Origin of the sequence: Demequina iriomotensis, assembly GCF_000971395.1 — a bacterium.
In the GTDB taxonomy this organism is placed as follows: Bacteria; Actinomycetota; Actinomycetes; order Actinomycetales; family Demequinaceae; genus Demequina; species Demequina iriomotensis.
The window spans coordinates 56,620-68,238 of record NZ_BBME01000019.1 but is presented as its reverse complement, the minus strand read 5'-3'; the positions used below and the strand labels follow the sequence as shown (position 1 = coordinate 68,238).

The window sequence follows — 11,619 nt, the reverse complement described above, 5'->3', positions numbered from 1 at the left end:
GGACGCCATGTCACGCATCCTGTCCGCGGTCGCCTGGCCGTACGCCAACGGCCCCCGCCACATCGGTCACGTCGCCGGATTCGGCGTCCCCTCGGACGTCTTCAGCCGCTACATGCGCCTCGCGGGGCACGACGTCCTGATGGTCTCGGGCACGGACGAGCACGGCACGCCCATCCTGGTGCAGGCCGAGGGCGAGGGCGTGAGCCCTCAGGAGCTGGCGGACCGCTACAACAGGGTGATCGTCGAGGACCTCACGCAGCTGGGCCTCAGCTACGACCTCTTCACGCGCACCACCACGGGCAACCACTACGCGGTCGCCCAGGCGATGTTCAAGGCCGTGCACAAGAACGGCTACATGATCTCGGAGACCACGCGCGGCGCGATCTCCCCGTCGACCGGCCGCACGCTCCCCGACCGCTACATCGAGGGCACGTGCCCCATCTGCGGCTCGGACGGCGCGCGCGGCGACCAGTGCGACGCGTGCGGCAACCAGCTCGACGCGATCGACCTCAAGAACCCGGTGAGCCGCATCAACGGCGAGACCCCCAAGTTCATCGAGACCGAGCACTTCTTCCTCGACCTGCCCGCGCTGGTGCAGCCGCTCACCGACTGGCTGGGCGCGCGCCAGGGCTGGCGTCCCAACGTCCTCAACTTCTCGCGCAACCTGCTCGCGGACGTGCGTCCGCGCGCGATGACGCGCGACATCGACTGGGGCATCCCGGTGCCGCTGGAGGGCTGGGAGGACAACCCCGCCAAGCGCCTCTACGTGTGGTTCGACGCCGTCATCGGCTACCTGTCGGCGAGCATCGAGTGGGCGCGTCGCGAGGGCGACGGCGACGCATGGCGCCAGTGGTGGAACAACCCCGAGGCCCTGTCCTACTACTTCATGGGCAAGGACAACATCACCTTCCACTCCCAGATCTGGCCCGGCGAGCTCATCGCCGCCAACGGGCGCGGGGCCCGCGGGGGAGAGCTGAGCGAGTTCGGCGACCTCCAGCTGCCCACCGAGGTGGTCTCGAGCGAGTTCCTCACCATGGAGTCCGCGAAGTTCTCCTCGTCGCGCGGCCACGTGATCTACGTGCGGGACATGCTGTCGCGCTACCAGCCCGACGCGCTGCGCTACTTCATCGCCGTGGCGGGACCCGAGACGTCCGACGCGGACTTCACCTGGTCCGAGTTCAAGCGCCGCAACAACGACGAGCTGGTCGCCGGCTGGGGCAACCTGGTCAACCGCACCGCCTCGCTGCTGCACAAGAACGTGGGCGAGATCCCCTCGCTCGGCGAGCTCGCCGACGTCGACCGCGCCGCGCTCGCGGCCTCCGAGGCCGCCTTCGGCACCGTCGGCGAGCACATCCGCACCCAGCGCCAGCGGGCGGCGATCAGCGAGACGATGCGCGTGATCGGCGACGCGAACAAGTACCTCGCGGACACCGCGCCGTGGAAGCTGAAGAACGAGGACCCGGAGCGGATGAGGACCGTGCTCGCGGTCGCCGCGCAGCTGGTCTCCGACGCGAACACGATGATGTCGCCGTTCCTGCCGCACAGCGCGCAGAAGGTCCACGAGGCGCTCGGCGGCACGGGCGTGCTCGCGCCCATGCCGCAGATGAACGAGGTCGCGGACCTCGACCTCGCCGACCGCCACTACCCGGTCATCCAGGGCGACTACTCGTCCGTGGGCGGTTGGGGGCGCATCGACCTGGTCGCCGGCACCGCGGTGCCCGCGCCGTCGCCGATCTTCCAGAAGCTGGACGACGAGATGGTCGAGGCCGAGCTCGAGCGCATGGCGGACGAGTAGCCGATGCGGTCGGGAGCCTGGCCCCCGGCGCCCGAGGCGCTGCCCGTCGCGGTGGTCGACAACCACTGCCACCTCGAGTTCCCCGCAGGGGAGCCCGAGCTGACGGTCGAGCAGCGCCTCGCCGCCGCCGCCGCGGTGGGGGTGGACCGCATCGTGCAGGTCGGATGCGAGCTGGACTCCGCGCGGTGGACGGCCGACGCGGTCGGGCGGTACCCGGCGATGCTGGGCGCCGTGGCGCTGCACCCCAACGAGGCGCCGCTGCACGCGTCCGGGGAGCATGAGAGCGGGATCCCGTACGACGACGCGCTCGCGGAGATCGCGTCGCTCGCACGGGTCGACCGCATCCGTGCGGTCGGCGAGACAGGTCTCGACTTCTTCCGCACCGGCGAGGAGGGGCGCGCCGCCCAGGTGAGGTCGTTCCGCGACCACATCGCGCTCGCGAAGGAGCTGGACCTGCCGCTGCAGATCCACGACAGGGACGCGCATGCCGAGGTGCTCGAGGTGCTCGAGCGCGACGGAGCGCCCGAGCGGACCGTCTTCCACTGCTACTCGGGCGACGCGGGGATGGCGCGCCTGTGCGTGCAGCGCGGCTACTACCTCTCCTTCGCGGGGACCGTGACCTTCAAGAACGCGGAGGGGCTGCGCGCCGCGCTCGCGGTGACGCCCCTCGACCGCGTCCTGGTCGAGACGGACGCCCCGTTCCTCACACCGCACCCGCATCGGGGGGCGCCCAACGCGCCGTACCTGGTGCCGCTGACCGTGCGGACGGTCGCGGCGGTGCTCGACGTCGATCTGGAGGTCGCGTGCGAGGCGGTCTCGGTCACGTCGGAAAACCTGTATGGCCCCTGGTAAAGATGCCCCTGTGAGACACGTCACAGGACCTTGGGCTCAAGCGGGGTTGGACGACGCCGTTATCAATATGAGATAAAAGGCGTCAGACAGAGCGGCCTCGCCCCCCCAGGCAACGGTCCGCCAGACGAGAGGACCCCGTGAGCTACCGACGTTCCACCCCCATGCCGGGAGGCCGCCGCGAGCGGCGCAACCGGCGCGGTGCGCGAACCCGCGTGCTGACGCAGGTCGGCACCGCCGTCGCGCTCGGCTCGTTCGCCATCGGCTCCTTCGCCGCCGCCGCGACCCCCGCCTTCACCGGCTCCGAGCAGACCGCCGTCCAGGCCGACCTCGCGGCGCTGCCCGAGATCGCGACCGCGACCGGCGACGCCCCCACGGTCACCACCGAGACCAAGGAGGTCTCGATCAAGCCCGGCTCCGTCAAGCAGGACGACCCGGAGCTCGAGAAGGGCACCGAGGAGGTCGTGACCGAGGGCGAGCCCGGCTCGCAGGTCATCACCTACGACGTCACCTACGTCGACGGCGTCGAGGTCTCGCGCGTCGAGACCCTCAAGCTCACGGTCGAGCAGCCCACCGACGAGGTCATCGCCGTCGGCACCAAGGAGGAAGAGGAGGAGACCGCCTCGACCTCCGTGCCCGCGACCTCGAGCGTCTCGCCCGGCACCTCGCGCGCGATCGGCCAGCAGATGGCCGCCGACATGTACGGCTGGAGCGGCGACGAGTGGTCGTGCCTCGACGCGCTGTGGGCGCGAGAGTCCGGCTGGAACCCGAACGCGCACAACCCGTACTCGGGCGCGCACGGCATCCCGCAGGCGCTGCCCGGCTCGAAGATGGCCTCCGCCGGCGCGGACTGGGCGACCAACCCCGCCACGCAGATCGCCTGGGGCCTCGGCTACATCAAGGCCCGCTACGGCACCCCGTGCGGCGCGTGGGGCCACTCGCAGTCGACGGGCTGGTACTGACCCCGGTGGCGAACCTGCTGGGTCCCACGGACATCCGGCTCCTCGCGCAGTCGCTCGACACGGCCCCGCACAAGAAGTGGGGGCAGAACTTCGTGGTCGACGCGGGCACCGTGCGCCGCATCGCGCGCCTGTCCGGCGTGGGCGAGGGCGACCGCGTGGTCGAGGTCGGGCCCGGGCTGGGCTCCCTCACCCTCGCGCTGCTCGAGACGGGCGCGGAGGTCACCGCGGTCGAGATCGACCCCGTGCTCGCGGGTGCGCTGCCCGCGACGGTCGCCGAGCGCGCGCCCGAGGAGGCGGCCCGCTTCGACGTGATCCACCAGGACGCGCTCAAGGTGGACGCCCTGCCGTCGCCGCCGCGCGCGCTGGTCGCGAACCTGCCCTACAACGTCTCGGTGCCGGTCATCCTGCACTTCCTCGAGATCTTCCCGTCGCTCGAACGCGTGCTGGTCATGGTCCAGGCCGAGGTCGCCGACAGGCTCGCGGCGCCGCCGGGCTCGCGCACCTACGGCGTGCCCTCCGCCAAGGCCGCGTGGTACTGCCACGTGCGCACCGCGGGCGACGTGGGCCGAGCCGTGTTCTGGCCGGTGCCGCGCGTCGACAGCCGCTTGGTGCTCATGGAGCGGCGCGACCCGCCGAGCACCACGGCCACGCGCGAGCAGGTCTTCGCCGTCGTCGACGCCGCCTTCTCGCAGCGACGCAAGGCGCTGCGCGGGGCCCTGTCCGGCATCGCCGGCTCGGCCGCGGCCGCCGAGGCCGCGCTACGTGCGGTCGGCATCGAGCCGCTCACGCGCGGCGAGCAGCTCACCGTCGAGGACTTCTCACGCATCGCCGAGGCCCTCGCCTCTGGCACAGTGGGGGCATGACCCGTACCGTCCGTGCGAAGGCGCCCGCGAAGGTGAACCTTCAGCTCACCGTCGGGGCACCCGACGCGGACGGCTACCACCCGCTCGTCACGGTGTTCCAGGCGCTCGACCTGTGGGAGACCGTCGAGGCCACGCCGCGCGAGGACGGCGAGATCCGCCTCACGCTGGACGTCGCCGCGGGCGCGCCCGTGGATGCCTCCGGGGTGCCGCTCGACGCCTCCAACCTCGCGTGGAAGGCGGCGGACCTGCTCGCGCGGACCTACGGCATCACCGACGGCGTCGACCTCCACCTGGTCAAGGGCATCCCCGTCGCGGGCGGCATGGCCGGCGGGTCCGCCGACGCCGCCGCCGCGCTCGTCGCGTGCGCCGAGGCGTGGGACACGGGCGCCTCGCGCGCCGAGCTCGCGGCGCTCGCCGCCCAGCTGGGCGCCGACGTGCCGTTCAGCCTGCACGGGCACACGGCGGTCGGGCTCGGCCGCGGCGACCAGCTCACGCCCGCGATGTCCCACGGCGAGTTCCACTGGGTGCTCGCCACGCAGTCCCGAGGGCTGTCGACCCCGACGGTGTTCGCCGAGCTCGACCGGCGCATCGGCGTGCGCGAGCAGGCGTGGTCCGACTTCGAGGTCGACCGCGAGGTGATGACCGCGCTCATGTCGGGTGACGCCGTCGAGCTGGGCCGCTGCCTCACCAACGATCTCGAGGGGCCGGCGATCTCGCTCATGCCCCGCCTGGGGGACGTGCTCGACGCGGCGGACGCCGCGGACGCGTGCGGCGCGATCGTGTCCGGCTCCGGCCCCACGGTCGCCGCCCTCGCGCGCTCGCGCCAGCACGCGCTCTCGATCGCCGCGCACCTGCGCGCGTCGCGCACGGCCGATGCGGTGGTGACGGCCTCGGGTCCGGTGACCGGGACGGTGCTGGTCCAGGACTAGGCGCGGGGCTGCTCCTTGAGCGCGTCGCGGATCTCGGTGAGCAGCTCGATCTCGGTCGGCGCGACCGGCTCGTCGGGCGCCGGCTCGTCCTTCTTGCGCAGGGCGGCGAGCTTGTTCAGCGGCAGCACGATGAGGAAGTAGATCGCGGCGGCGACGATGAGGAAGTTGAGGACCGCCGTGAGGAAGCCGCCGATGCTGAGGATCGCGTCGTCCGTCGCGTCCGTGGGCGTGCCGCCGTCGTTGACGGTCCAGGTCCAGACGTCCGAGAGATCGGGTTGGCCGAACACCGCCGCGATCAGCGGGTTGATGAGGTTCTCGACGAGCGAGGTGACCACTGCGGTGAACGCGGTGCCGATGACGACCGCGACCGCGAGGTCGACCACGTTGCCGCGCATGATGAAGTCCTTGAAGCCCTTGAGCATGGCGTCCCTCCCCGGTGACAGGGGGCCCACGGCGGGCGCCCCGGTTCGCACCCTACGACGCGGCGCATCGTCCCCGCATTCCCAGGGACGATGCGCGGACGGGGCTCAGTCCTCCGGGAGGTCGGGACGCCGCTCGAGCGAGGACAGGCCGTTCCATGCGAGGTTGACCAGGTGTGCGGCCACCACCTGCTTGGACGGCTCGCGCACCTCGGCCCAGTGCTGGCCCGCGAGCGCGACCATGCCCACGAGCATCTGAGAGTAGACGGGCGCGACCACCGGGTCGAGACCGCGCTTGCGGAACTGCTCGGCGAGCAGCCCCTCGACCTGGGCGGACACGTCGCCGAGCAGCGAGGAGAACGTCCCCGACGCCTGCGCGACCGGCGAGTCGCGCGCGAGGATCCGGAAGCCGTCGGGGGAGTCCTCGATGTAGCCGAGCAGCGCGAGCGCGGCGCGCTCCACCAGCTGACGCGGGTGGGCCTTCTGTGCGAGCGCCCCGGTGAGGGCGCCCAGCAGCGCCTCCACCTCGCGGTCCACGATGACCGCGTACATGCCCTCCTTGCCGCCGAAGTGCTCGTAGACCACGGGCTTGGAGACGTCGGCGCGCGACGCGATCTCCTCGACCGACGTCCCCTCGAAGCCCTTCTCCGCGAACAGGGCGCGGCCCACCGTGAGGAGCTGCTCGCGCCTCTCGCGCGCGGTCATGCGGGAGCGGGGGACGCGGCGCGGTTCGAGGGTCACGGCTCAAGTGTGCCGTGAATCCTGGCAGACTTGACGCCCGGGTGCGGCGAGCCTCGTGTGAGCCGTGCCAGTTCCGCCCTGGTGTAACGGCAGCATGCGGGCCTTTGGAGCCCTGCGGTAGAGGTTCGAATCCTCTGGGCGGAGCGGCGGGCACGCCCGGGACCCTGCGCGGCGTCGTGGTGGTCCCGCGCCGACTAGACTGGCCGGGTCCAGCCGTCAGCCCCCGCCGGGGGTCCGCCACGTGAGGAGATCGTGTGACCCCGACTCCACCCGCAGCCGTGATGATCCTGGCCGCAGGGGCTGGTACCCGCATGAGGTCGGCCACCCCGAAGGTGCTGCACCGCATCGCCGGCCGGTCGCTCGTCGCGCATGCGCTCGCCGCGGCCGCCGAGCTCGATCCCGGCCGCACCGTCGTGGTCGTCCGTCACGAGCGCGAGGCCGTGGCCGCCCACGTGACCGCCGCCGCGCCGCATGTGCTGGTCGCCGATCAGGACGCGGTGCCGGGGACCGGCAGCGCGGTCCGCTGCGGCCTGTCCACGCTCGACGCGACCACCGTCGCCGCCGCCGTCGCGGCGGGCGGCGCCGACCAGGCGCACCTCGACAGCCGCGTCCAGGGTTCGATCGTGGTCACGAGCGGCGACGTCCCGCTCGTCGACGGCGCGCTGCTCGGCTCGCTCGTCGAGGCGCACGCGTCGCAGGGCAACGCCGTCACGGTGCTCACCGCCCAGGTGCCCGACGCGACCGGCTACGGGCGCATCGTCCGCGACCAGGCGGGCGCCGTCACGCGCATCGTCGAGCACAAGGACGCGACCGCGGCCGAGCGGGCGATTGCCGAGATCAACGCCGGCATCTACGTCTTCGACGCGGCTCACCTGCGCGAGGCGCTCGAGCGGCTCACCACCGACAACGCGCAGGGCGAGCTCTACCTCACGGACGTCCTGGCGCTCGCACGCGAGGCGGGCGGCCGCGTGGGCGCGATGGTCGCCCCCGACGCCGCGGCCGTCGAGGGCGTCAACGACCGCGTGCAGCTCGCCTCGGCCGGAGCCGCGCTCAACCGGCGCATCGTCGAGGCCTGGATGCGCGCCGGCGTGACCGTCGTCGATCCGGCCACCACCTGGATCGACGTGGACGTCACCCTCGAGGCCGACGTCACCCTGCTGCCCGGGACCCAGCTGCACGGCGCGACGCGCATCGGCGCCGGGGCGACCGTGGGCCCCGACTCCACGCTCACCGACGTCGAGGTCGGCGCCGGCGCGACCGTGACCCGCGTGCACGGCTCGGGCGCTCGCATCGCCGCGAAGGCCACGGTCGGTCCCTTCACCTACCTGCGCCCCGGCACGGTGCTGGGGGAGAAGGGCAAGATCGGCGCGTTCGTCGAGACCAAGAACGCGACCATCGGCGCCCACTCCAAGGTCCCGCACCTCAGCTACGTGGGAGACGCCACCGTCGGCGAGCACTCCAACGTGGGAGCCGGCACCATCTTCGTCAACTACGACGGCGTCGCGAAGTCGAGCTCGCGCGTGGGCGACCACGTGCGCATCGGCTCGGACAACACGCTCATCGCGCCCGTCGAGATCGGCGACGGCGCGTACACCGGCGCCGGCGCGACCATCCGCCGCGACGTGCCCGCCGGGGCGCTCGCGCTCAACGCCGTGCAGCAGCGGGTGGTCGACGGCTGGGTCGAGCGGCGCAGGCCGGGGACGCCGTCCGCCGCCGCCGCGCGTGCAGCGCAGGACGAGGATGTGGCCCGCGGACTATCGTCGGGGGCACAGGAGGAGCGAGCGGCCACCGCCGCCGAGCACAAGGGAGAAGCATGAATGCCGTGATCTCGAACCCGAGCGAGCGCCGACTCGTCCTCGCGAGCGGTCGGGCGCACCCCGAGCTCGCCGAGGCGGTGGCCGAGCACCTCGGGATCGACCTCCTGCCGACCACGGCCTACACGTTCGCGAACGGCGAGCTCTACGTGCGCTTCGGCGAGTCGGTGCGCGGCGCGGACGCGTTCGTCCTGCAGTCGCACGCGGCGCCCATCAACGAGGCGATCATGGAGCAGCTCATCATGATCGACGCGATGAAGCGCGCCTCCGCGAAGCGCATCACGATCATCATCCCCATGTACGGCTACGCGCGTCAGGACAAGAAGCACAAGGGCCGCGAGCCGATCTCGGCGCGCCTCATGGCGGACCTGTTCAAGACCGCCGGCGCGGACCGCGTGATGTCGGTGGACCTGCACACCGCGCAGATCCAGGGCTTCTTCGACGGCCCCGTCGACCACCTCTGGGCGATGCCGCTCCTCGCGGACTACGTGAAGTCCCGCGTCTCGCCGGGCAACCTCACCATCGTGTCCCCCGACGCGGGCCGCGTGCGCCTCGCCGACCAGTGGTCGGACCACCTGGGCGCCCCGCTCGCGATCATCCACAAGCGTCGCGACCCCTCGGTCCCCAACCAGGTCAAGGTCCACGAGCTCGTCGGTGAGGTCAAGGGCCGCACCTGCGTTCTGGTCGACGACATGATCGACACCGGCGGCACCATCGTGCAGGCCGCGGAGGCGCTGTTCGAGAACGGCGCGAAGGACGTCATCGTCGCCTCGACCCACGGCCTGCTCTCGGGCCCCGCGGTCGAGCGCCTCTCGAACTCGGGCGTCTCCGAGGTGGTCATCACGGACACGCTGCCCGTGCCCGAGGAGAAGCAGTTCGACAAGCTCACCATCCTGTCGATCGCGCCGCTCATCGCGCGCGCGGTGCGCGAGGTCTTCGACGACGGCTCGGTGACGTCGCTCTTCGACGGTCACGCCTGACCGCACCCGACTGACGGGACGATGCGCGGGTCGAGCGACCCGCGCATCGTCGCGTCCGGAGGTCCCTATGCGGTCGCGCCGGGGATGACGACGGCGCGCGGCGGCGCCTCCGCGCCGGGCTCGAGCCCGAGCGCGCGCAGCGCGGCGGCGCGCCCGTGCGCCGCCGCGTCGATCGCGACGGTGGTGAGCGAGGGCGTCGCCAGCGCGGCGGCCTCGGTCGCGTCGAAGCCGATGACGGCCAGCTCCGCGGGCGTGATGCCCAGCTCGCGCATGGCGGCGAGGACCCGCAGGCCTGTGAGGTCGTCGTAGGCCGCGACCGCGGTGGCCGGCCACGGGTCCGCGCGCACGGTGCGCACGGCCTCGACGGCCCCGGCCGGATCGCCCGGCACGGTCACCGGCCGCGCGGTCGCGCCCGCGGCCTCGGCCGCCGCCCGCACGTGCGCGACACGGCGCGCGGTCATCGCCGCGGGCTCCGGCGGCACCGCGACCGCGATGCTCGTGTGGCCGCGCGCGACCAGGTGCTCGACCTGCACGCCCGCGTGCGCCGCGAGCCCGTAGGCCCAGCCGCCGTCGTCGAGGTCCGCCCGGTGGTCGCCGTAGAGGGAGGCGAGGTCGATGACGGCGCGCGGCGCGATCGCGCGCACCGTGCTCGCGATGTCGGCGCCGCCGGTGGGGTGCACCAGCAGCGCGTGGTCGTGCGCAGCGAGCGCCTCGCCGAGCCCTTGCGTGAAGGCCTCGAGCGACGGGCCGTGGGGGATCCCCGCGGTGTCGAGGACCACGACGCGGGCGGCGCCCTCGCGAAGCGCCCGCGCGAGGCCGTGCGGCCGGTAGCCGAGCCGCTCGGCCGCCGCCTTCACGCGCGCCTGGGTATCACCCGAGATGGTCTGGCCGCGCGCGCCGTTGAGCACGAAGCTCACGGTCGCGGGGGACACTCCGGCCGCCGTCGCCACGTCCCGCATCGTGGCCCGCGCTGCCGCCATCGTTTCCCCTCCTAGGCCTTTGGTCCTATGCTAGCGGGCACTACTAATTCGAATTAGTGCGACGTGGCACGGCCGATGCATCCCCGGGCGCGCGCCGTCGTACGGAGGGAGCTCCCATGGAGACCATCGCCGCGACCATGTCGGCCGTCCACGTCACCGGCCCGGGCACGGTGGGCCTCGTCGACGCCGCGGTCCCGCAGCCCGGCCCCGCCGATGTCCTCGTGAAGGTGCGCGCGTGCGGCATCTGCGGCTCGGACGCGATGTACACGACGTACGGCGGCATCCCGCCCCGCCAGGGGGCGACGCCGCTCGGGCACGAGCCTGCCGGCGAGATCGTCGCCGTGGGCGACAGCGTCGAAGGACTCGCGATCGGCGACCACGTGGTGGTCAACCCGATGGCGTCCGCGGACGGCATCATCGGCTCCGGCGGTGCGCAGGGTGCGCTGTCCGGGTACTTGCTCATCACGGACGCACGCGAGGGTGTCCAGGTCAAGGTGATCCCGGCGGAGGTGCCCTGGGAGGTCGCGGCGCTCAACGAGCCGATGGCGGTCGCGCGGCACGCAGTCAACCGCTCGGGCGCGACGGCGGGGGAGAAGGCCGTGGTCTTCGGTGCGGGTCCGATCGGGCTCGGCGCGGCGCTGTCGCTCAAACTGCGCGGCGTCGCGCACGTGGTGGTGGTCGACCTGCAGGCGCATCGGCTCGAGACCGCGCTGAGGATCGGCGTGGACGCGGTGATCGACTCCTCGGCCGAGGACGTGACCGCCCGCCTCCTCGAGCTGCACGGCGAGGCGCCCCGCAGCTTCGTGCGCGGCGCACGTCCCGACACCGACGTCTACATCGACGCCGCGGGTGCCGCCCCGGTGATCGCGACCGTCGCCGCCTCCGCGAAGGCGGGCGCGCGCCTGTCGATCGTCGGCGTCCACAAGAAGCCCGTCGAGCTCGACCTGGGCGGGCTGCTCACCACCGAGCTCACCATCGCGCTGTCGATGGGCTACCCGACCGAGATCTTCGAGGTGACCGAGGACATCGTCGACCACTGGCAGCGCTTCGCGCCGATCGTCAGCCACCAGCTGCCCGCGTCGCGGGTGCTCGAGGCGCTCGAGCTCGCGGCGACTCCCGGCGCGGCCGAGAAGGTGGTCGTCACCTTCGACTGAGCGCTCGGACGGCGCCGCCCACCCGCTGCGATAAGTCACGGCTGACGAGGCGGTGGGGTGCCGGGCCGTGCGTGATCGGCGCCCGCGATGCCCGTGATCCGTGACTTGTGGCGCGGGTGGCGCGGGGGCGCGC

The 11,619-nt window shown here is 72.8% G+C and carries 11 protein-coding genes and 1 tRNA gene; 9 read left to right on the top strand and 3 right to left on the bottom strand.

Annotated features, from left to right (window positions below; all coding sequences use genetic code 11):
* The first annotated feature begins 7 nt into the window (after positions 1 to 7).
* From metG to AOM09_RS13205, 5 genes are all read left to right on the top strand, one after another.
* Positions 8 to 1,795: a methionine--tRNA ligase gene (gene metG / locus AOM09_RS13225; RefSeq protein ID WP_062389415.1), complete on the top strand. Its 1,788-nt coding sequence runs from the start codon at positions 8 to 10 to the stop codon at positions 1,793 to 1,795.
* 3 nt (positions 1,796 to 1,798) lie between these two features.
* Positions 1,799 to 2,647 carry a TatD family hydrolase gene (locus AOM09_RS13220; protein ID WP_062389412.1) on the top strand — a complete coding sequence of 283 codons (849 nt, stop codon included), beginning with the start codon at positions 1,799 to 1,801 and terminating at the stop codon, positions 2,645 to 2,647.
* A 212-nt stretch (positions 2,648 to 2,859) separates the two neighbouring features.
* A complete protein-coding gene (locus tag AOM09_RS13215) occupies positions 2,860 to 3,606 on the top strand; it encodes an aggregation-promoting factor C-terminal-like domain-containing protein (protein WP_369346107.1) in 747 nt (248 codons plus the stop codon).
* Complete coding sequence (rsmA, locus tag AOM09_RS13210; protein WP_228375149.1) at positions 3,573 to 4,469, top strand: 16S rRNA (adenine(1518)-N(6)/adenine(1519)-N(6))-dimethyltransferase RsmA; 897 nt, start codon at positions 3,573 to 3,575, stop codon at positions 4,467 to 4,469. Before AOM09_RS13215 ends, rsmA begins: the two co-directional genes overlap by 34 nt.
* Positions 4,466 to 5,398: a 4-(cytidine 5'-diphospho)-2-C-methyl-D-erythritol kinase gene (locus tag AOM09_RS13205; RefSeq protein ID WP_062389408.1), complete on the top strand. Its 933-nt coding sequence runs from the start codon at positions 4,466 to 4,468 to the stop codon at positions 5,396 to 5,398. Before rsmA ends, AOM09_RS13205 begins: the two co-directional genes overlap by 4 nt.
* Here the strand turns inward: AOM09_RS13205 and mscL are convergent.
* Both mscL and AOM09_RS13195 read right to left on the bottom strand, forming a co-directional pair.
* On the bottom strand, positions 5,395 to 5,820 hold the full coding sequence (mscL, locus tag AOM09_RS13200) for a large conductance mechanosensitive channel protein MscL (RefSeq protein WP_062389405.1): 426 nt from the start codon (positions 5,818 to 5,820) through the stop codon (positions 5,395 to 5,397). The genes AOM09_RS13205 and mscL overlap by 4 nt on opposite strands.
* A 105-nt stretch (positions 5,821 to 5,925) precedes the next feature.
* On the bottom strand, positions 5,926 to 6,522 hold the full coding sequence (locus AOM09_RS13195) for a TetR/AcrR family transcriptional regulator (protein ID WP_062389403.1): 597 nt from the start codon (positions 6,520 to 6,522) through the stop codon (positions 5,926 to 5,928).
* Positions 6,523 to 6,630: 108 nt separating this feature from the next.
* Here AOM09_RS13195 and AOM09_RS13190 point away from each other — a divergent pair.
* The 3 genes from AOM09_RS13190 (at position 6,631) to AOM09_RS13180 (ending at position 9,352) form a co-directional block, all read left to right on the top strand.
* Positions 6,631 to 6,702: transfer RNA gene (locus AOM09_RS13190), tRNA-Gln, on the top strand.
* A gap of 110 nt (positions 6,703 to 6,812) precedes the next feature.
* Positions 6,813 to 8,375, top strand: a complete 1,563-nt coding sequence (gene glmU / locus AOM09_RS13185; protein ID WP_062389400.1) for a bifunctional UDP-N-acetylglucosamine diphosphorylase/glucosamine-1-phosphate N-acetyltransferase GlmU — start codon at positions 6,813 to 6,815, stop codon at positions 8,373 to 8,375.
* The gene (locus AOM09_RS13180) at positions 8,372 to 9,352 is read left to right on the top strand and encodes a ribose-phosphate diphosphokinase (RefSeq protein WP_062389398.1); all 981 of its coding nucleotides are present in this window, start codon (positions 8,372 to 8,374) and stop codon (positions 9,350 to 9,352) included. Before glmU ends, AOM09_RS13180 begins: the two co-directional genes overlap by 4 nt.
* 65 nt (positions 9,353 to 9,417) lie before the next feature.
* On the opposite strand, the gene AOM09_RS13175 is transcribed toward AOM09_RS13180, so the two are convergent.
* Positions 9,418 to 10,332: a LacI family DNA-binding transcriptional regulator gene (locus tag AOM09_RS13175; protein WP_228375148.1), complete on the bottom strand. Its 915-nt coding sequence runs from the start codon at positions 10,330 to 10,332 to the stop codon at positions 9,418 to 9,420.
* 116 nt (positions 10,333 to 10,448) lie between these two features.
* Here AOM09_RS13175 and AOM09_RS13170 point away from each other — a divergent pair, with 116 nt between their 5' ends.
* Positions 10,449 to 11,486 carry a zinc-dependent alcohol dehydrogenase gene (locus AOM09_RS13170; RefSeq protein ID WP_228375147.1) on the top strand — a complete coding sequence of 346 codons (1,038 nt, stop codon included), beginning with the start codon at positions 10,449 to 10,451 and terminating at the stop codon, positions 11,484 to 11,486.
* The last annotated feature ends 133 nt before the right edge of the window (positions 11,487 to 11,619 follow it).

Bases quoted from the DNA above. Each gene is read 5' to 3' on its own strand.
- AOM09_RS13205 (WP_062389408.1), top strand. From the start codon at position 4,466: ATGACCCGTACCGTCCGTGCGAAGGCGCCCGCGAAGGTGAACCTTCAG.
- AOM09_RS13220 (WP_062389412.1), top strand. From the start codon at position 1,799: ATGCGGTCGGGAGCCTGGCCCCCGGCGCCCGAGGCGCTGCCCGTCGCG.
- AOM09_RS13170 (WP_228375147.1), top strand. From the start codon at position 10,449: ATGGAGACCATCGCCGCGACCATGTCGGCCGTCCACGTCACCGGCCCG.
- AOM09_RS13195 (WP_062389403.1), bottom strand. From the start codon at position 6,522: ATGACCGCGCGCGAGAGGCGCGAGCAGCTCCTCACGGTGGGCCGCGCC.
- AOM09_RS13180 (WP_062389398.1), top strand. From the start codon at position 8,372: ATGAATGCCGTGATCTCGAACCCGAGCGAGCGCCGACTCGTCCTCGCG.
- metG (WP_062389415.1), top strand. From the start codon at position 8: ATGTCACGCATCCTGTCCGCGGTCGCCTGGCCGTACGCCAACGGCCCC.
- mscL (WP_062389405.1), bottom strand. From the start codon at position 5,820: ATGCTCAAGGGCTTCAAGGACTTCATCATGCGCGGCAACGTGGTCGAC.
- AOM09_RS13175 (WP_228375148.1), bottom strand. From the start codon at position 10,332: ATGGCGGCAGCGCGGGCCACGATGCGGGACGTGGCGACGGCGGCCGGA.